The organism is Streptomyces sp. NPDC050121 (assembly GCF_044460385.1).
GTDB lineage: Bacteria > Actinomycetota > Actinomycetes > Streptomycetales > Streptomycetaceae > Streptomyces > Streptomyces soliscabiei.
Genome location: NZ_JBITJV010000004.1, coordinates 304,359 through 321,867 on the forward strand (window position 1 = coordinate 304,359; position 17,509 = coordinate 321,867).

General features: G+C 70.8%; 13 protein-coding genes. 6 read left to right on the forward strand and 7 right to left on the reverse strand.

The genetic code is table 11. The annotated features are described in order from the left end of the window. Positions 1-15 precede the first annotated feature (15 nt). Positions 16-1,758 (reverse strand): pyruvate dehydrogenase, encoded by a 1,743-nt coding sequence (locus ACIBTS_RS08510; protein ID WP_399317598.1) that lies wholly within the window; start codon positions 1,756-1,758, stop codon positions 16-18. A 65-nt stretch (positions 1,759-1,823) separates the two neighbouring features. Next, entirely contained in the window at positions 1,824-3,947 is a 2,124-nt protein-coding gene (locus tag ACIBTS_RS08515) for a PP2C family serine/threonine-protein phosphatase (protein WP_399317600.1), read from the reverse strand. A gap of 303 nt (positions 3,948-4,250) precedes the next feature. On the opposite strand from ACIBTS_RS08515, the gene ACIBTS_RS08520 reads away from it, so the two are divergent. Beyond that, complete coding sequence (locus ACIBTS_RS08520; protein WP_399317602.1) at positions 4,251-5,216, forward strand: helix-turn-helix domain-containing protein; 966 nt, start codon at positions 4,251-4,253, stop codon at positions 5,214-5,216. Positions 5,217-5,281: 65 nt separating this feature from the next. Then, on the forward strand, positions 5,282-5,764 hold the full coding sequence (locus ACIBTS_RS08525; protein WP_399317604.1) for a DUF456 domain-containing protein: 483 nt from the start codon (positions 5,282-5,284) through the stop codon (positions 5,762-5,764). Here the strand turns inward: ACIBTS_RS08525 and ACIBTS_RS08530 are convergent. The 3 genes from ACIBTS_RS08530 to rsgA all read right to left on the reverse strand — a co-directional run bounded on the left by ACIBTS_RS08530 (position 5,727) and on the right by rsgA (position 9,040). After that, the gene (locus ACIBTS_RS08530) at positions 5,727-6,281 is read right to left on the reverse strand and encodes a methylated-DNA--[protein]-cysteine S-methyltransferase (protein ID WP_399317606.1); all 555 of its coding nucleotides are present in this window, start codon (positions 6,279-6,281) and stop codon (positions 5,727-5,729) included. The two genes, ACIBTS_RS08525 and ACIBTS_RS08530, sit on opposite strands and share 38 nt — an antisense overlap. Continuing rightward, complete coding sequence (locus tag ACIBTS_RS08535; protein WP_399317608.1) at positions 6,278-7,756, reverse strand: AlkA N-terminal domain-containing protein; 1,479 nt, start codon at positions 7,754-7,756, stop codon at positions 6,278-6,280. Before ACIBTS_RS08535 ends, ACIBTS_RS08530 begins: the two co-directional genes overlap by 4 nt. 102 nt (positions 7,757-7,858) lie before the next feature. Next, positions 7,859-9,040 (reverse strand): ribosome small subunit-dependent GTPase A, encoded by a 1,182-nt coding sequence (rsgA, locus tag ACIBTS_RS08540; RefSeq protein WP_399317609.1) that lies wholly within the window; start codon positions 9,038-9,040, stop codon positions 7,859-7,861. 260 nt (positions 9,041-9,300) lie between these two features. Between rsgA and ACIBTS_RS08545 the strand changes: the two genes are divergently transcribed. After that, positions 9,301-9,525 carry a hypothetical protein gene (locus ACIBTS_RS08545; RefSeq protein ID WP_399317611.1) on the forward strand — a complete coding sequence of 75 codons (225 nt, stop codon included), beginning with the start codon at positions 9,301-9,303 and terminating at the stop codon, positions 9,523-9,525. Positions 9,526-9,833: 308 nt separating this feature from the next. Here the strand turns inward: ACIBTS_RS08545 and ACIBTS_RS08550 are convergent, their stop codons facing one another. After that, a complete protein-coding gene (locus tag ACIBTS_RS08550; protein WP_399317613.1) occupies positions 9,834-11,333 on the reverse strand; it encodes a cellulose binding domain-containing protein in 1,500 nt (499 codons plus the stop codon). Positions 11,334-11,579: 246 nt separating this feature from the next. Continuing rightward, entirely contained in the window at positions 11,580-12,899 is a 1,320-nt protein-coding gene (locus ACIBTS_RS08555) for a radical SAM protein (RefSeq protein ID WP_319673414.1), read from the reverse strand. 199 nt (positions 12,900-13,098) lie between these two features. Between ACIBTS_RS08555 and ACIBTS_RS08560 the strand changes: the two genes are divergently transcribed. The 3 genes from ACIBTS_RS08560 to ACIBTS_RS08570 all read left to right on the forward strand — a co-directional run bounded on the left by ACIBTS_RS08560 (position 13,099) and on the right by ACIBTS_RS08570 (position 17,502). Beyond that, positions 13,099-14,343, forward strand: coding sequence for an FAD-binding protein (locus tag ACIBTS_RS08560; protein WP_319673413.1), 1,245 nt, complete (start codon positions 13,099-13,101; stop codon positions 14,341-14,343). A 151-nt stretch (positions 14,344-14,494) separates the two neighbouring features. Beyond that, the gene (locus ACIBTS_RS08565; protein WP_399317615.1) at positions 14,495-15,748 is read left to right on the forward strand and encodes an ROK family transcriptional regulator; all 1,254 of its coding nucleotides are present in this window, start codon (positions 14,495-14,497) and stop codon (positions 15,746-15,748) included. A 497-nt stretch (positions 15,749-16,245) separates the two neighbouring features. Next, positions 16,246-17,502 (forward strand): ABC transporter substrate-binding protein, encoded by a 1,257-nt coding sequence (locus tag ACIBTS_RS08570; RefSeq protein WP_399317617.1) that lies wholly within the window; start codon positions 16,246-16,248, stop codon positions 17,500-17,502. Positions 17,503-17,509 lie beyond the last annotated feature (7 nt).

The following is a 17,509-nucleotide window of genomic DNA, read 5'->3' on the forward strand; positions in this document are numbered from 1 at the left end:
TGACCACCAGCATCCTCACGGGCGAGGCACGTTGCGCAGGTTGGAGCGGGCCATCTGCAGCATCCGGCCCACCCCGCCGTCGAGGACGATCTTCGAGGCGGACAGCGCGAAACCGGTGACCATCTCGGCGCTGATCTTCGGCGGGATGGACAGCGCGTTGGGGTCGGTGACGACGTCGACGAGGGCCGGGCCCTTGTGCCGGAAGGCGTCCCTCAGCGCGCCGGCCAGTTGTCCGGGCTTCTCGACGCGGACGCCGTGGGCGCCGCAGGCGCGGGCGACGGCGGCGAAGTCGGGGTTCTTGTTGGCCGTGCCGTACGAGGGCAGCCCCGCGACCAACATCTCCAACTCCACCATGCCCAGCGAGGAGTTGTTGAACAGTACGACCTTCACGGGCAGGTCGTACTGGACGAGGGTCAGGAAGTCGCCCATCAGCATGGAGAAGCCGCCGTCGCCGGACATCGACACGACCTGCCGGCGGCGGTCCGTGAACTGTGCGCCGATCGCCATGGGCAGCGCGTTCGCCATGGAGCCGTGGGAGAAGGAACCGATGACGCGACGGCGGCCGTTGGGCGTGAGGTAACGAGCGGCCCAGACGTTGCACATCCCGGTGTCCACGGTGAACACGGCGTCGTCGGCGGCGAGTTCGTCGACGACGGCGGCAACGTACTCGGGATGGACAGGAACGTGTTTCTCCACGTTCCGCGTGTACGCCTTCACCACCCCCTCCAGCGCGTCGGCGTGTTTCTTCAGCATCCGGTCGAGGAAACGCCGGTTGTCCTTGGCCCGCACGCGCGGGATCAGACAGCGCAGGGTCTCGCGCACGTCGCCCCAGACTGCGAGGTCCAACTTGGATCGCCGGCCGAGGTGTTCGGGCCGCACGTCGACCTGGGCGATCTTCACGTCGTCGGGCAGGAAGGCGTTGTACGGGAAATCGGTTCCGAGCAGGATCAGCAGATCGCACTCGTGCGTGGCCTCGTACGCGGCGCGGTAGCCGAGGAGACCGCTCATGCCGACGTCGAATTCATTGTCGTACTGAATCCACTCCTTCCCGCGCAACGCGTGCCCCACCGGGGACTTGATCTTTCCGGCGAACTCCATGACCTCGGCGTGCGCGCCGGCCGTACCGCTGCCGCAGAAGAGGGTGACCTTGTCGGCCGCGTCGATCATCTCGACGAATGCGTCGATCTCGGCGTCGCCGGGGCGGACGGTGGGCCGGGCGGTGACGAGAGCGGTTTCGACGGCTTTCTCGGGAGCGGGCCGGTCGGCGATGTCACCGGGGAGCGACACGACGCTGACGCCGCTGCGGCCGACCGCGTTCTGGATCGCCGTGTGCAACAGCCGGGGCATCTGTTTCGGGCTGGAGATCAGTTCGCTGTAGTGGCTGCACTCGCGGAACAGCTGGTCGGGGTGGGTTTCCTGGAAGTAGCCCAGGCCGATCTCGCTGGAGGGGATGTGCGAGGCGAGGGCGAGCACGGGGGCCATGGAGCGGTGGGCGTCGTAGAGGCCGTTGATGAGGTGGAGGTTGCCGGGTCCGCAGGAGCCCGCGCACGCCGCGAGCTTCCCGGTGATCTGCGCTTCCGCGCCGGCGGCGAAGGCGGCGGTCTCCTCGTGGCGGACGTGGATCCAGTCGAGGGCGGGGTTGCGGCGCACGGCGTCCACGACGGGGTTGAGGCTGTCCCCCACGACGCCGTAGAGGCGCTTCACTCCCGCGCGGGCGAGGATGTCCACGAACTGTTCGGCGACGTTCTGCTTGGCCATGGATCGACGCACCCCTTCGGTCTCGGTCTCCTCGGGTCCCCTCCACAGTGGTCGCGGGGGCCCTGTCACGCCTCCCAGACGGCCGCCGCCGTGCGGTCGTCGGAGTAACCCTTCACCCTCACCTGCGTGTCGGCGAGGAAGGCGGCGAGCCTGGGCGGGGTGGGGCCCGACCAGCGTCCCGTCAGGTACGCGGACAGTTCCGGCTCGCCGCGCAGGGGTTCGGCCAGGCCGCCGGTGCACATCAGGAGCGTGTCACCCGGGCGGGCTACGGAGGCACGGAAGCGGAAGGGATCGCGGGGCGGCTCGGGGGCCGGGTCGTAGGGGTTCGGCGGGGTCGTGATGCCGAGGTCCATGGTGAGGCGGTCGCCCTCGGGCGTCTCGGCCGGCAGGGACCCGAACCCGACGACCGGCTCCCCGGCGACCTCACCCACCTGCGGCTCGATGTCCTGCCACACGCCGCCGCGCAGCCGGAACAGTCCGCCGGAGCCGACACCGAAGAAGACGCGCGTGCGGCAGTCGCGGTCGGCGGGCAGGAGCAGACAGCGCAGGGTGGCCGCGTACTCCTCCGGCGCCAGGCCCTGTTCCGCGGCACTGGCGCGGAGCCGGCCGAGGCTGCGGTCGGTGAGCCGGTGCAGGCCGGACTTCAGGTCGCCACGCCGGGCCGCCCTTATGTCCTCGGCGAGCCGGACATGACTGCGGCCCACGGCCCGTCCGATCCACCGGCACGCCTCGGCGGCCGCCCGGTGGGCTCCCGGGGTCGCCCGGGCGCCGGTCGCCATCGCGACGAGGATCAGCGCATGCTCGCCCGCGCCGAAACGGGCGGTGAGCAGTGAGTCACGGCGCGGCTCGCCCCGGTACCGCGCGGAGTCCCCCCGCACGGAAACGGCCCGCAACGCCCAGGCCCCGTACCGGGCCCCGTCCAGGACGGTGTCGGCGACGAGATCGTCCAACTCCTCCGGGTCAGCGAGCGGGAGGGCGGTGGGCTCGGCGTCGTAGGTGGGCGGCCCGGAACCGACGTAGTCCTTTTGATGGTCGGGAGCACCCACAGGTGCGGCTGAAGGCGCCGGAGGTGCTGGAGATGCCGGGGAGTTGGGGGCGTGCGCCGGGAGTGGGGGGCGCTCGGAGGCGGGGGCGCCCTTGAGGGTGGACGGGTAACCCGCCGGATCGAGAGGGGCTGCGGTGCCGCTGGCGGAGACGGTGGGGGCGGAGGGCGCGGTAGGGGCGGTAGGGGCGGTAGGGGCAGTCGTAGGTGGCGGCGCGTGGGCCGGAGTGGGCGGCAGTGCGGGCGGGGGCGGGGGCGCAGTTGGAGCGCTTGGAGCGGTTGGAGCGGTGGACGGGGTGGTGGAGGGGGACGGCGCTGGTGGGGAGGGCGGTGCCGGGGGTGCGGAGGGGGCGGACGATGTCTCCGTCGGCGTACGGCCGTCGGGCGTGGAGGATGCGGGACCGTGGGGCGCCCGCTCGTCGAAGCCCGGCGGCAGCGGGCCGGGCAGGAAGTTCTCGGGACCGGGAGGTGTGGCCGAGGGCGGTTCCCAGGGAGCGCGGTACCGCTCGGGCGGAGGGGTGCCCGGATCGGCCTCGACCCCGCGTGCGTCGACGTCGGCGCCCTGACCGGCGGCCGAAGAGGCGTTCGGATCAGCGGCCCAGCCGACGCCTCGGCCCGCGTGACGGCCGACGTCCCGACCGGTGCCGCGTCCGGCATCGTGCCGGGCGTCACGCTCATCGGCGAGCCCACTGCCGGGGTCCCCTGGGTCCCAGCCCGCACCCGTACCCGTACCCGTACCCGTACCCGTACCTGTGTCTATGTCTGCGCCCTGGCCTTGGCGTGCCCACCAATCGGTCCGGCCGCGAGGACCGGGCCGCTCGGCCCGTGGGGCCGGCACCGAGCCGACGGGACCCGCAAGGTCCGCGTCATCCACGCCGTCCACCTGGTCCGAGTCGTCCGCGTGGTGCGTGTCATCGTCCGCACCGCTCGCCGGGGCGCGCGCACCCGCCGCAGTCCCCGTGCCGGCCGTCGCACCCTCGGAGTGCGCCGCCGTATCCGCAGAGCGGACCGCTCCGGCGGCCGAGGCGAAGCGGTCGTCCAGGGAGTCGGCGGCGGGCGTGGGCCCCGTGTCCTCGGTGGAGTCGTCGTACAACTGCCCCCACCAGTCGTCCTCGTGACCGGTGGACCTTCCCCCCTGCTGGCTCATGCCCCCAATTGTCCACCGCACGGGCCGTATGAAAACGGGGCATCCGGAAAATGCTTCACCGCACGGGTGTCGAACAGCATGTCGAGCAACGTCCGGAACAGCAGTGCGACGGAAGTGCTTCCTGAGGAGATCCGCTGTGGATGATCAGTGGATGATCACGTGTTTGCGCCGTGGCCACACCTTGGCAGAGTGACCGGCGGTGTGGCGATGATGTGCGGCGGCGGGTTTACGCCGTGGCTGATTCCCACCAGGCACCGGACACGACGTGGGCGGGCGAGACGTCGGATGGAGGGACGACACCCGATGCTGGGAGCGATGGGGCTCGACGACACGCACGAGTCGGCGTACCGGGCGCTGGTGTCGGTGGGCGCCTCCGACGTGCCCGATCTCGCGCGCCGGCTGACCCTCGGCGAGCACGACACGGAACGCGCGCTGCGCCGGCTGGAACGGCACGGCCTCGCCGCGCAGTCCTCGGGCCGCCCGGGACGCTGGGTCGCCGCTCCCCCGGGAGTCGCGCTGGGCGCGCTGCTCACCCAGCAGCGGCACGAGTTGGAGAAGGCGGAGCTCGCGGCCGCCCTGCTCGCCGAGGAGTACCGGGCCGCCGGGGCCGAGCCGGCGGTGCACGACCTGGTCGAGGTCGTGACGGGCGCCGCCGCCGTCGCCCAGCGTTTCCTGCAGATCCAGCTCGGGGCGAGCGAGGAGGTGTGCGCGCTGGTCACCGGCACCCCGGTGGCCGTGACCGGCGGCGAGGACGACGCGGAGGAACGAGCCGCCGCTCGCGGGGCGCGTTACCGCGTCGTACTGGAGCGTGCGGTGCTCGACCAGCCGCACGGCATGACGGAGCTGACCGCCGCACTGGGCCGGGACGAGCAGGTCCGGGTGGTGGACGAGGTGCCGACGAAGCTGGTCGTCGCCGACCGTTCACTCGCCCTGGTGCCGCTGACGGGACGTTCGGCGGAGCCCGCCGCGCTGGTGGTGCACGCCAGCGGGCTGCTGGAACTGCTGTGCGGCCTGTTCGAGTCGGTGTGGCGGGAGGCCCTGCCGCTGCGCCTCGGTACGGCCGGTGTCGTCGAGCAGGCGCCGGCCGCTCCCGACGCGGTCGACCTGGAGATCCTGTCCCTGCTGCTGGCGGGGATGACCGACGCGAGCGTGGCCAAGCAACTCGACCTGGGGCTGCGCACCGTGCAGCGCCGGGTGAAGGGGCTGATGGAGCTGGCCGGGGTGACGACCCGGCTGCAGCTGGGCTGGCACGCGTACGAGCGCGGCTGAGTGACACGAGAACGGTGAGCCTGCTTTGACCTGCGTCTTCTTCTCGATTCGGGCACCCTGGGCAGATGGGAGTGTGGGAACTCCTGCTGGTCGGACTGGTCATTCTGCTCGGCCTGTGCGGAGTGCTGGTGCCCGGTGTGCCGGGATCGTGGCTGGTGTGGGCCGCGGTCCTGTGGTGGGCACTGGAGGACCCGCAGCCGGTCGCCTGGGCCGTTCTGATGGGGGCCACGCTGGCGCTGTTCCTGTCCCAGGTGGTGCGCTGGGCCCTGCCGCCCCGTCGGCTGCGCGCGAGCGGCGCGACACCCCGGATGGCGGTGTACGCGGGACTCGGCGCGTTCCTCGGCTTCTTCCTGCTCCCCGTGCTCGGCGCGATCCCCGGTTTCATGGGCGGCATCTACCTCTGCGAACGGCTCCGCCTGGGCCGCCACGGCGAGGCACGGGCGGCCCTGCGCACCGCGATGCGCTCCGGCGGCTCCAGCATCCTCGCCGAGCTGTTCACCTGTCTGCTCATCATGGGCGCGTGGCTGGGGGCGGTGCTGTGGGGATGAAGCTCCACTGGAGCGGTGCCGGGAAGGAACCCTCCAGCGTGAGCAGCCGAACCTTGCGCTCCAGTCCGCCCGCGTATCCCGTCAGCGAGCCGTCGGCGCCGATCACCCGGTGGCAGGGCCGCAGGATCAGCAGCGGATTCGCCCCGATCGCTCCGCCGACCGCTCGTACGGCCATCCGCGAGGCGCCGACGCGGGCGGCGATCTCGCCGTACGTCGTGGTCGCCCCGTAGGCGACGGAGTCGAGGGCGGCCCACACCCGCTCACGGAACTCGGTGCCGTCGCCACGCAGGGGAAGCCGGAACTCCTTCAGCTCTGCGGCGAAGTAGGCGGCGAGTTGTTCCTCGGCGGAGCGGAACGGCCCGGGGTCGTGCCGCCAGCCGTCTTGGACCGTCCTTCCGCCCTTCTGTCCGGGCACGGAGAGGGACGTCAGCACGCCGGACGGGTCGGCGGTGAGGAGCAGGGGGCCGAGCGGGCTGTCCACGCTGGTGTAGTACGTCAGGTCGGTCGGGGTGTTCATCGTTCCTCCGCGGCGCGCAGGTGGTTCAGGGCGTAGGTGCGCCAGGGGCGCCAGCTGTCGGGCACGTCCGCGCCGGGCGGCGCGACGTCGGGATCGCCGAGGGCGCGGGCACGGATCGCCGCCACCGTACGGGCGTCCAGGCCGGGCAGCGCGAGCAGCGCTTCCTGGGCGTCGTCCCGGTCGACGCCTGGGTCGAGGCGTACGGTGCCGTCCGCGAGGGCGGCGGCGAGAGCGCCGAGGGTCCCGCGGGTTCCGCCGACATCGGATCCGGTCGCGGACTCGGCCCCGGATCCGGACTCATGTTTGGCTCCGGAGTTGGAGTCGGAGTCGGAGTCGAGGTCGAAGCCGGCGCCGGCCAGGACGGCCGGTTCGGGGAAGAGGTGGGTGAGGGTTCCGCACGGTGCGTCGAGGGCCTTGCCGTAGGCGCGGACCAGGCGTTCCGCTGCCGTCCGCCCCACCAGCGCCCGTACGGCGTACTCCTCCGGGTCGGCGGCCCCCGGCGCGCGCAGTCCGGGCCGGGCGGCGATCAGCGGAGCGAGCCGTGGATCGGCGCCGAGCCTGTCGTCCACGGCGAACGGGTCGGCGTCGAGGTCGAACAGCCGCCGCAGCCGCTGGACGGCGGTGGTGAGGTCGCGCAGATCGGTGAGGTGCAGCCGGACGTCGAGCCAGCCGCCGGGATGGACGGCCGTGGCCTGGCCGGTGTCGCCCGGCCGCTCGTCCACGGCGACGATCCCGGTGCCGTAGGGCAGCCGCAGCGTACGACGGTATGTGCGTGCGCCGAGCGGCCCGCTCACCTCCTCCACGCCGGCCACGGCCTCTCGTTCCAGCAGGTCGAACACGGTGCCCGCGTGATACGGGCCGCGGTGGGCGAGCCGCAGCGGGATCCCTGCGGACGGGGTGGCGCCGCGGCGACTCGCGCGGACGGTGGCCCGCAGCTCGGTCGGGGTGGCCGCGTACACGGCCCGGACGGTGTCGTTGAACTGCCGCACGCTGGCGAAGCCGGACGCGAAGGCGATCTCGGTGACCGGCAGGCCGGTCGTCTGCAGCAGGACCCGCGCGGTGTGGGCGCGCTGTGCTCGGGCGAGGGCGACCGGACCCGCGCCGAGTTCGGCGGTGAGCTGGCGCTGTACCTGGCGGGAGCTGTAGCCGAGTCGGTCGGCCAGCCCGGTGACGCCCTCGCGGTCGACGACGCCGTCGCCGATCAGCCGCATGGCGCGGCCCACGACGTCGGCGCGCACGTTCCAGTCGGCCGATCCGGGGACGGCGTCCGGGCGGCACCGCCGGCAGGCCCGGAAGCCGGAGCCCTGCGCGGCGGCGGCCGTCGCGAAGAAACGCACGTTGCTGCGTTTCGGTGTCACGGCGGGGCAGCTGGGCCGGCAGTAGATGCCGGTCGTCTCGACGGCGAAGAAGAACTCGCCGTCGAACCGGGCGTCCCTGCTGCGGACCGCCTCGTAGCGGGTTTCCTGGTCCGTCATGGGTTCCAGTCTTCGCCCACGACGGAAACCCTGCTAGCGGAAATCGGACGTGACGTCAGGCCGGCGTAGGCCAGTAGGCGGACACCTGCACGCTTACCCGGTTCAGCGAGGCGGAGCAGGTCGCCATGACGCCCGCCCACGTTTCGCCTCCCCCGCCGCCCGGCCTTCGGCCTGCTTGCGCTTCCAGTCCTGGCGGACGTCGGCACGCATGCGGGCGTCGGACTTGGCGACGATCCACTGGTTCTCCCGGACGAGCTTGCGATAGCTCTCCAACCGTCGCAGGGGCAGCTCCCCGTCGTCGACGGCGGCGCGCACCGCGCACCCCGGCTCGACCTCATGCGTGCAGTCGTGGAACCGGCAGCCCCGGGCGAACTCCTCGATCTCCGAGAAGACCTGGCCCACCCCGCCGCCCGCGTCCCAGAGGCCGACGCCGCGCAGCCCGGGCGTGTCGATGAGGGCGCCCCCGCCGGGCAGCGGCAGCAGGTTACGCGTGGTGGTGGTGTGCCGCCCCTTGCCGTCCATGTCGCGGGTGGCCTGAACGCCCATCACGTCCTCGCCGACGAGCGCGTTCGCGAGCGTCGACTTGCCCGCTCCGGACGCCCCGAGGAGCACGGAGGTGCCCCGGCCGAGGAGTGCGGCGAGTTCCTCGACGCCCTCGCCGTCGCGGGCGCGGACGGTGAGCACGGGCACGCCGGGCGCACTGGTCTCCACGTCCTGCACGAGGTAGGAGAGCGCGACCGGGTCGGGCACCAGATCGGCCTTGGTGAGCACGACGACGGGCTGCGCGCCGGACTCCCAGGAGAGTGCCGACTTATGCAGCAGTGCCTCACCGCTCGAAGCGGACATGGCCAGCGCCAGGAACCGCTCGATCCGCCCGAGATCGAGTTCGAACGCGAGCGACACACAGATGACGACGTGATCGATGTTAGTGGCCAGCACCTGGCCATCAGAACGCTTGGACGACGTCGACCGCACGAACGCGGTACGGCGGGGCAACAGCGTCCGCACGTACCGCGGATCGCCGCCTTCGGGGTCGACTGCGACCCAGTCCCCCGTGCACACGACCTTCATCGGGTCACGAGGAACGACGAACTCGGTGTCGGCACGGACGGTACCGGCCGACGTCACGACGTCGCACTGGCCACGGTCGACACGGACGACACGGCCGGGCAGGAGACCCTGCTCGACATGAGGAGCGAACTCGGCCTCCCAGCCCTCGTCCCAGCCGTACGGGGTCAGAGGGTGCGACGAAGCGGAAGAAGCCGAAGAAGAAGAGCGATTCAAGGGGAACCCTTCACAGGGGCGGCCCCGGCCGCGCGCACTCGCAGGCGCGAAGAAGACAGGAAAGATCAGCCGGAGGCCACGGAGGTGGAGTGGATGAACTTCTGGTTGCGGGCAGCGCCCATCACAGAGACAGCCATCGGTCACACCTCCCGTTTCTCACTCGGCCGACAGCAGCGGCCGACAGCCACTGCGTGAAGCGGATCTCACCCTAGAGGCGGCCGCATTCCGGCGCCACCGATTTTCTGGCAGGGTCACAGGCCGTGCTGGTCGAGGAGCCTCATCAGGTTCCGCTCGCGCTTCTGGCCGGCACGCAGGCCGTCGGGGGGCGGGCCTACCTCGCCGCGGAGCCCGGGGAGCAGATGACCCGAGTCGCAGTGAACGTCACGCCTGTGGTGATCGAGCGGGCGGGGCACAACATCCCGTTGGAAGCACCTGCCGAACTCGGGCGCTGCTACTTCGATTTCTTCGCGACCGCGGAAGGGTGACAGTTCAGCGAGTACGGCCGTGGCGCCGAAGACGAATGGCATCGGCCGGCCATGCGTTTTCAGTGCAGCGCGACCGCGTCCGCCTGGAACTCCGGCGGGTAGTGCTTCAGCCGGAGGCCACGGAGGTGGAGTGGATGATCTTCTGGTTGCGGGCAACGGCCCTCGCGTAGACAGTCATCGGTCACACCTCCCGTTTCTCGCTCGGCCGACCACGGCAGCCGACGGCTGCCGTGTGAAGCGATCCTCACCTTGGAGGCAGCCCGCATGCCGGTGCCACCTGTCTTCCGTCCCGGATCAGTGACGGTACGTCATGACGTCGTGCATGGCTTCCCGTTGAGGGCGAACGCGTACGGGGCGCTGTTCTTGTTGTGCCAGGAGGCGAGGAAGCCGAAGCTGAGGGTGCCGTTGGCCGAGACGGACCGGTTGTAGTCCGCCGCGGTCGCGGTGACCCGGGAGCCGTTCTGGGCGAGACTCGCGTCCCACATCTGGTCGACCCGCTGGCCGTCGCGGAAGGACCAGGCCACCCGCCAGTCGTCGAGGGTGTCGGAGGTCGTGACGGTGACGGTGGCCTGGAAGCCGTCCGGCCACTGGTTGACGAGGTCGTAGCGGACCTCGCAGGCCGCCCTGTCCGCACTCCCCCCGGGGCCCGCGCCGGTACCGGCGGTGGCCGAGGAGGTGCCCTGGGGCTCCGGGTCGGGCCTGCCGGTGCCATCGCCGTCCGTCGCCGACGCCGTACTGCCGGCGGACGGCTTGGAGGCGGACGAGGACGGCGCGGCGGAGGTGTCGGGTGTGGCGGACGGCAGGGAGGGGCCGGGTCCGGCCACCGGGCTGCTGTCCGTGGGGCCGCCCTTGGCAACGCTGTCACCGCCGCTGTCGCCGGGCATCATCGACACGGCGAGCGCCAGCCCGGAGACGAGGACGGCGGCGACGAGAAGCGCGTTGCGCCGCACGCGCGCCCTGCCGGCAGCGGCCCGTACGGCCGCGCCCTCGGGGTCGGGCGTCTCGGGGCGTCCGGGGCCGAGGCGCACCTCGGAGGCGCGGCGGCGGCGCTCCAGGTAGGCGAGGCCGCCCCAGCCGATGACGCCCTGGGCGAGCGCCGCGGGCAGCCCGCCGCCGTGCAGCCGCAGACAGGCCGCGGCTTCGGCGCATTCGACGCAGGTGGCGAGGTGCCGGGAGAGGTCCGGCGGCGTGTCGGCCGCGGGCGAGCGGGTGACCGCGTCCAGGAGCCGGACGTAACTGCGGCACTCCGCGTCCATCGGCGTGTCGAGGTGGTTGCGGTGGCAGCGGTCCCGGAACAGGCCGCGGACCTGGTTGAGTTCCTCCACCGCGGCGGTCGGGTCCAGGCCCTGTCGGCGGACCACGGCGTGCAGCGGAAGCGCCTCCACCTCCGCCAGCCACAGCAGGGCGGCGTCCGGTTCCTGCATGTCCCGCAGGCCGCGCAGGGCGATGGGACGGCTCAGGGGCGGTCCGACGTAGCGCGCCGCCTTGCCGGAGTTCAGCCACAGGCGCAGGTCGGGGTCGAGTTTATGGCCGTGGCCCTGGGCCTCCCAGGTGGCCGCCGTGGCACGTACGGCCGTCAGCAGCATGGGGATCCGGGGCAGCCGGGACGAGCGACGGCCGGCGCCTCGCGCGGTTCCGTCCTCGGCGGCGCGGGCCTCACGTATGCCCAGCGCGAACGCCTCACGGGCCAACTGGTTCGCCGCGGTCGAGCCGGACGTGCACAGGTCGGCGTACGACAGGACGGCGTCCCAGCACTCGGAGAACAGCGCGGCCTCGGCGGCGTCCTTCGGGGTCGGCAGGTCGGGCATGGGTCTCCTGCATCCACAAGCGAGGTCAACTCACCATGACGGCAATGGAGTTGGGGGGAACCTCGCGGCAGAGGCAGAGCTTTTCACGTTTCCAACACAACTGACAAGCGCCCTGTTCAGATGTCATGTCAGGACACCAGGACAGGACAGCCGAGGGCGGCCGCGCCCGTTACTCCGACCTGTTGTACGGACGCGAACCGCCGCGTGCTCAACGCCGGCGCCAAGTTTCGACACCGATTTCGGGGACTATACGGTCGCCGCGTCCTGCGCCGGAAGACTGTCCATGAAGGAACTCACGGAGAACACCGCACGGCCGGGTCCGGGCGGGCCGTAGCCGGGAGGCGAGGAGAGCCCGAACTCGTCCATGGTGGCGCGGTAGGCCTCCAGCAACCGGATGTGGTACTCGAGCGGCGCACCCTGCGGGTTGGCCTTGCCGAGCGGGGTCGTGGGCTCCGGGCACCAGGTGGTGAAGCGCGGCGTGATGCCCTGCGACATGAAGAAACGCAGCCCCTCCGTGGTGGAGGCGATCGCCTCGTCAACGGTTGTGAAACCGAACGGCTCCGCCATCTCGACTCCCGCGACGAAGTTGGGGATGACGTTGCGCGCGCCGAAGATCTCCGCCGAGTCGAGGATCCGCTTGTGCCACTCGTCGCGTCCGACGTAGCGCTCCTTGCCGGGGCAGTACAGCTCGAACAGCCGGCGGTCCCACACCTCGTAGTTGGGGTGGTAGATCTGCACCCCGTAGTCCTTGAAGCGCTGCACGTCGTCGCGGGGCAGCGCCTGCGCCACGACCTTGCCGATCCAACGGCCCGGGAAGCGCTCCTCGATGGCCTTGGCGTAGTGGCCGTAGAAGTCGGCCTCGTCGCGCCCGGCAACCGTTTTCGTGATCGCGCCGCCGGTGAGCGTGTAGGCGGTGGACGTCTTCTGGGTGTCGTACCGGTCGATGATCTCGAGGGCCTCCAGGACCTCCTCCACGTCCTTGACGCCCGTGTACGGCCGGCCGGCCGCCTTGTGCTGGCGCCAGTTGTGGTTGATGTCGCAGTACTGGCACTCCTCCTTGGCGCCGAAGTACTGACACACCCGGAAAACGGTCAGATAGATGAGGTAACCCCACTGGATGGTGGGGGCGACCTCCATGACGGACTTCCCGTTGGAGAGCTTGTGCCGGTAGTACTCCGGCATCGGCGGCACCCCGACGTCGGCGATGCGCGTTCCGTCGAGGTAGAGCCCGAGCAGGCCGTCGTGGTCAGCCGCGACGCGGTACGGCGAGGCCGGGTTCACGCGCACCGACACGACGGTCCGCCGCAGGTCGTACGGTCCACCGGTGAGGATGATCTCCTCCGGTGGGCGGCGCAGCGCGGCCTCGCCGAGCTCGGGCAGAGTGCCGTGGTCGAAGGAGAAGATGAAGTACGACTTCGGCTTGACCTCGCCCGACTCGTTGTCACTCAGGGCGGAGGGGTCGAAGGCCACGCCTCCGCGCAGCAGGTCTTCCTTGAAGACGGCCTCCCGCGGCACATGCGGAAACCGCTCCATCAGATCCTCGACCAGCGCGGTACGGCTGCCCATCCGTCTCTCCTCCCGGCTCAGGCGTACGAATTCCTCACGGTATGCCCCCGCCCACCCGGCCGTCGTACCGGGGCCCCGCTCCGCGCGCCGTCGGCGTCGGCGCCGAAGGCCAGGATCCGACATATCAGTCATACGTATCGGATCCACCGAATTGTGGCCGCGCCTTCCCGATTTCCGTTTCCTCAGGAAGGATCACCTCATGACCGAAACCGTTACCAACTGGGCAGGCAACATCACCTTTGCCGCCGGTGAGCTGCACCGTCCCGACTCCCTCGAGGCGCTCCGCTCGCTCGTGGCGAAAAGCGAGCGGGTGCGGGTGCTGGGCAGTGGGCACTCGTTCAACGAGATCGCCGAGCCGGGCGGCGACGGAGTGCTCCTGTCGCTGGACGCCCTGGCCGGGGAGGTCGAGGTCGACACCGCGGCCCGGACCGTAAGGGTCGGGGGCGGGGTCCGGTACGCGGAACTGGCGCGCCGGGTGCATGAGCACGGGCTGGCGCTGGCGAACATGGCCTCCTTGCCGCACATCTCGGTCGCAGGGTCGGTGGCGACCGGTACGCACGGGTCCGGGACCCGCAACGGCCCGCTCGCCGCCGCCGTACGGGAGGTGGAGATCGTCACCGCCGACGGGTCCACCGTCGTCATCGGGCGTGGCGACCGGCGCTTCGGCGGAGCCGTCACCTCGCTGGGCGCCCTCGGGGTGGTCACCGCGCTCGTCCTCGACCTGGAGCCCGGCTACGAGGTCGAGCAGCACCTGTTCACCGAACTTCCCCTGGAAGGGCTGGACTTCGAGACGGTGGCGGGGGCGGCGTACAGCGTCAGCCTGTTCACCGACTGGGGTGCGCCCGGCTTCCGGCAGGTGTGGGTGAAGCGGCGCACGGACCAGCCCCTGGCCGACTTCCCGTGGGCGACGCCCGCCGTCCGGCCGCTGCACCCGGTGCCGGGTATGCCGGCGATCAACTGCACCGAGCAGTTCGGGGTGCCGGGGCCGTGGCACGAGCGGCTGCCGCACTTCCGGGCGGAGTTCACTCCGAGCAGCGGAAACGAGCTGCAGAGCGAGTATCTGCTGCCGCGCGGACATGCCGTCGAGGCGCTGCATGCGATCGACGGGATACGGCAGACGGTCGCCCCCGTGCTGCAGACCTGCGAGGTGCGGACCGTGGCCGCCGACGAACAGTGGCTGAGTCCCTCCTACGGCCGGGACACCGTGGCGTTCCACTTCACCTGGATCGAGGACACGGCGGCCGTGCTGCCGGTGGTGCGGGCGGTGGAAACCGCGCTGGATCCCTTCGAGCCGAGGCCGCACTGGGGCAAGGTGTTTCAGCTGCCGGCCGACGTGGTGCGCGGGCGGTACGCCCGGGCAGCCGACTTCACGGCCCTGGCCCGGGTACTGGATCCGGCCGGGAAGTTCACCAACGCCTTCGTACGGGACGTCCTGGAAGGCTGACTTCCGGCTGACTTCCACCGACTTAATAAAGCCCCTTTCCTAACCCCTTGTCGAACCGTGGGGCACCCCATAACCTGACGCGGCGCCGGTGCCGTCGCCGTATCGGCCTGCCCGGCAGGAAGGGGACGGAAGGGATGAGAGGGCACGCTCCATGAAGCGCGGCACATCACGTGACATCCGCACCGCGAACCGCTACGAGGTGCTGCGCCAGATCATCGCCACCTCACCCACCTCCCGGCAGGAGCTCGCGGCCGCGACCGGTCTCTCGCTCGCCACCGTCGCCACTCTCGTCGGCGAACTGCTCGACCTCCGCATGATCACGGAGGTCGGGTTCGAGGACTCGGCGGGTGGCCGCCCCCGGGGCCTCGTGGCCGTCAACGCGTCGGGGGGCGCGTTGATCGGCGTGGACATCGCGGAAACATACGTCCATGTCGAGTTGTTCGACCTCGCGCTGAACGTACTGGCGCGCGCCGAGGAGAACATGCGGCCCGGCGAGAGCCGCCCGCAGCAGGTGGTCGGCCATGTCGCCGCGGCCGCCGGTTCGGTGGTCGCGCAGGCCGGGGTCGAGGCCGCCCGGGTGCTCGGCGTCGGGGTGAGCGTGCCGGGGCAGGTGGACCGCGCCACCGGCATCTCCGAGTACGCGCCCAACTGGGACTGGCACGACGTGCCGTTGCTCGACCTGCTCGCCGAACACATCGCGTATCCGCTGTACTTGGACAACCCGCTGCGCGCCGGTGCGGTCGCCGAACTGTGGTTCGGGGCAGCACGCGGACACGGGGACGCCGTGGTGGTCAACCTCGGCACCGGCGTCGGCGCCGGACTGGTGCTGGGCGGCGCGCTGCACCGGGGGGTCAGCAACAGCGCCGGCGAGTGGGGGCACACGACGCTCGTGCTCGACGGCCGACTGTGCCGGTGCGGCAACCACGGCTGCGTGGAGACCTACGTCGGCGCCCCCGGGATCATGCAGAACCTGCGTGAACTGAGCCCGCAGAGCCCGCTGTTGCATCCCGAGGACCAGACCGCCACCGTCGACGCCCTGGCTGCCGGGGTCGCCGCGGGCGATCCGATCGCCGTCAAGGTCGTGCGCGACACCGCCCGTTACCTTGGCGCCGGCATCGCCAACCTGGTCAATGTCCTCAACCCCGAGGTGGTCGTGCTGAGCAGCTGGGTCGCCGCCCGGCTCGGCGAACCCCTCCTCGACGAGGTCCGCGAGGCCGTCGCCCGGCACGCGCTGAAACGGCCGCTGGCGGCCAACCGGATCGTCCTCTCCACCATCCCCAGTGACCCGGCCTGTCTGGGTGCGGCGACGTTCGCGCTCGAGGGGGCGCTGCAGTCCGTCGGGCAGCGGAACGCGAAGCGAACCATCCCCACGCGAGCCAGGAGCCGTATCGCACCCTCTGCATGAACCGGCGAAACCGCACCGCCTTCATGACGAGGGAAGGGATGCAGTGGTGAGGCGCACCGACAGGCACGGCGGATGCGCCCGCGCGGCCGCCTCGGCCAACGTGACCGGCACAACCGCCGTAACGCCGGTGCCGCCGCCCATCCCCGGTTGCTGAACGACCCCACGGATCGTCAGCCGGGCGGTAGTCCGGCGACAGTCAAAACGGCAGCTGTAGGGGAAAACCACCCACTGACCGAGGGTCGCCGGCCACCGGCGGCCCTCAACCCACCTTCGGACCAGCCGCGTTACCCGTTCCGTAACCGCCCAGCACCCACGTTCCCCACCCCACCGTTCGCCATTCCGAACCGATCACAACGCTTCGAACAGGCTTCGTCCAACCCCTTGCCGAAGCCTTAGCCGAAGGTTAACGTCCCGCTCCGCAACGCCATTCGAGCCATCTGGCGCCGAAGCCGCCCAGCCACAGCCGTACTCGAGACAAGGACGTCACCATGTCGGCAATGAGCAACAGCAACTGGTCCCGCCGATCACTCTTTAGGGCCGCCGCCGGTATGGCAGCGGCCGGCACGCTCGCCGCGTGCGGCAGCAACAACGGCAGAAGCGGCGGATCCGGTTCGGGCGTCGGCCTGACGCAGTTCTTCCACGCGTACGGCGAGCAGGGCACCGAGCAGGCCATCAAGAAGTACGCGAAGGCCTACGACAAGGCCAACGTGACCACGCAGTGGATCACCAGCGCCGACTTCGAGAGCAAGCTCTTCGCCACGCTGCTCACCAAGAGCGCGCCCGACCTCTTCGAGTTCCACCCGCAGATCCAGATGATCAAGAGCGGTCAGGTGGCGGACCTGACCGACATCATCGACCCGGTCAAGAGCGACTTCAACCCGGCTGACATCAAGTCGCACACGGTCGACGGCAAGATCTACGGCGTCCGGATGATCGACGACCCGCAGTTCTTCTTCTACCGCAAGTCGATGCTGGAGAAGGCCAAGGTCCAGGTGCCGACCACGCTCGACGAGCTGGCTGAGGCCGCCGCCAAGCTCACCACCGGCAAGGTCAAGGGCCTGTACATGGGCGACGACCTGCACAGTGTCATCAACCCGATGATCTGGTCGGCCGGTGCGGACACCCTGAACGAGAAGAACGAGATCGCCTACCACACCCCGGGTGTCATCGAGGGCATCAAGAAGATGCGCAAGCTGTTCACCAGCGGCCACCTTCTCCTCGGCGCGCCGACCGCGTCCTGGGACCCCTCCTCGCTCAACCAGGGCCTGTGCGCCATCCAGTTCTGCGGCATGTGGGCGATGCCGGCGATCCAGAAGGCGCTCGGTGACGACTGGGGTGTCTTCCCCTTCCCGAAGACCGTCGACTCCGGCAAGCAGTCGGTGTACAACGGCGGTTGGTCGATGTTCGTCAACGCCAAGGGCGAGAACGTCGAGGCCGCCAAGGAGTACGTCAAGTGGCTGTGGATCGACCAGAAGGAGTACCAGGAGGAGTGGGCCACGTCCTTCGGCTTCCACATTCCGCCGCGTACCTCGATCGCGCAGACCGCCACCAAGCTCAAGTCGGGCAACGCCGCTGAGGGCGTCCGGCTCTTCAACGAGTTCGGCCACTTCGACAACATCGGCTGGACCCAGGCCATGATCACCTCGCTCGAGGACGTCTTCGCCAACTCCGTCCGCAAGGACATGGACCCGGAAGCCGCGCTCGACAAGGCCGACGCGGCTGTCAACCGCGAGCTCAAGAAGCTGTTCGGATAGGCCGCGG

What these genes read in the sequence shown, in the direction of transcription:
- ACIBTS_RS08510 (WP_399317598.1), bottom strand. Translation starts at nt 1,758, where the DNA reads ATGGCCAAGCAGAACGTCGCCGAACAGTTCGTGGACATCCTCGCCCGC.
- ACIBTS_RS08530 (WP_399317606.1), bottom strand. Translation starts at nt 6,281, where the DNA reads ATGAACACCCCGACCGACCTGACGTACTACACCAGCGTGGACAGCCCG.
- ACIBTS_RS08535 (WP_399317608.1), bottom strand. Translation starts at nt 7,756, where the DNA reads ATGACGGACCAGGAAACCCGCTACGAGGCGGTCCGCAGCAGGGACGCC.
- ACIBTS_RS08565 (WP_399317615.1), top strand. Translation starts at nt 14,495, where the DNA reads ATGAAGCGCGGCACATCACGTGACATCCGCACCGCGAACCGCTACGAG.
- ACIBTS_RS08550 (WP_399317613.1), bottom strand. Translation starts at nt 11,333, where the DNA reads ATGCCCGACCTGCCGACCCCGAAGGACGCCGCCGAGGCCGCGCTGTTC.
- ACIBTS_RS08520 (WP_399317602.1), top strand. Translation starts at nt 4,251, where the DNA reads ATGCTGGGAGCGATGGGGCTCGACGACACGCACGAGTCGGCGTACCGG.
- ACIBTS_RS08555 (WP_319673414.1), bottom strand. Translation starts at nt 12,899, where the DNA reads ATGGGCAGCCGTACCGCGCTGGTCGAGGATCTGATGGAGCGGTTTCCG.
- ACIBTS_RS08525 (WP_399317604.1), top strand. Translation starts at nt 5,282, where the DNA reads ATGGGAGTGTGGGAACTCCTGCTGGTCGGACTGGTCATTCTGCTCGGC.
- ACIBTS_RS08515 (WP_399317600.1), bottom strand. Translation starts at nt 3,947, where the DNA reads ATGAGCCAGCAGGGGGGAAGGTCCACCGGTCACGAGGACGACTGGTGG.
- ACIBTS_RS08570 (WP_399317617.1), top strand. Translation starts at nt 16,246, where the DNA reads ATGAGCAACAGCAACTGGTCCCGCCGATCACTCTTTAGGGCCGCCGCC.
- ACIBTS_RS08560 (WP_319673413.1), top strand. Translation starts at nt 13,099, where the DNA reads ATGACCGAAACCGTTACCAACTGGGCAGGCAACATCACCTTTGCCGCC.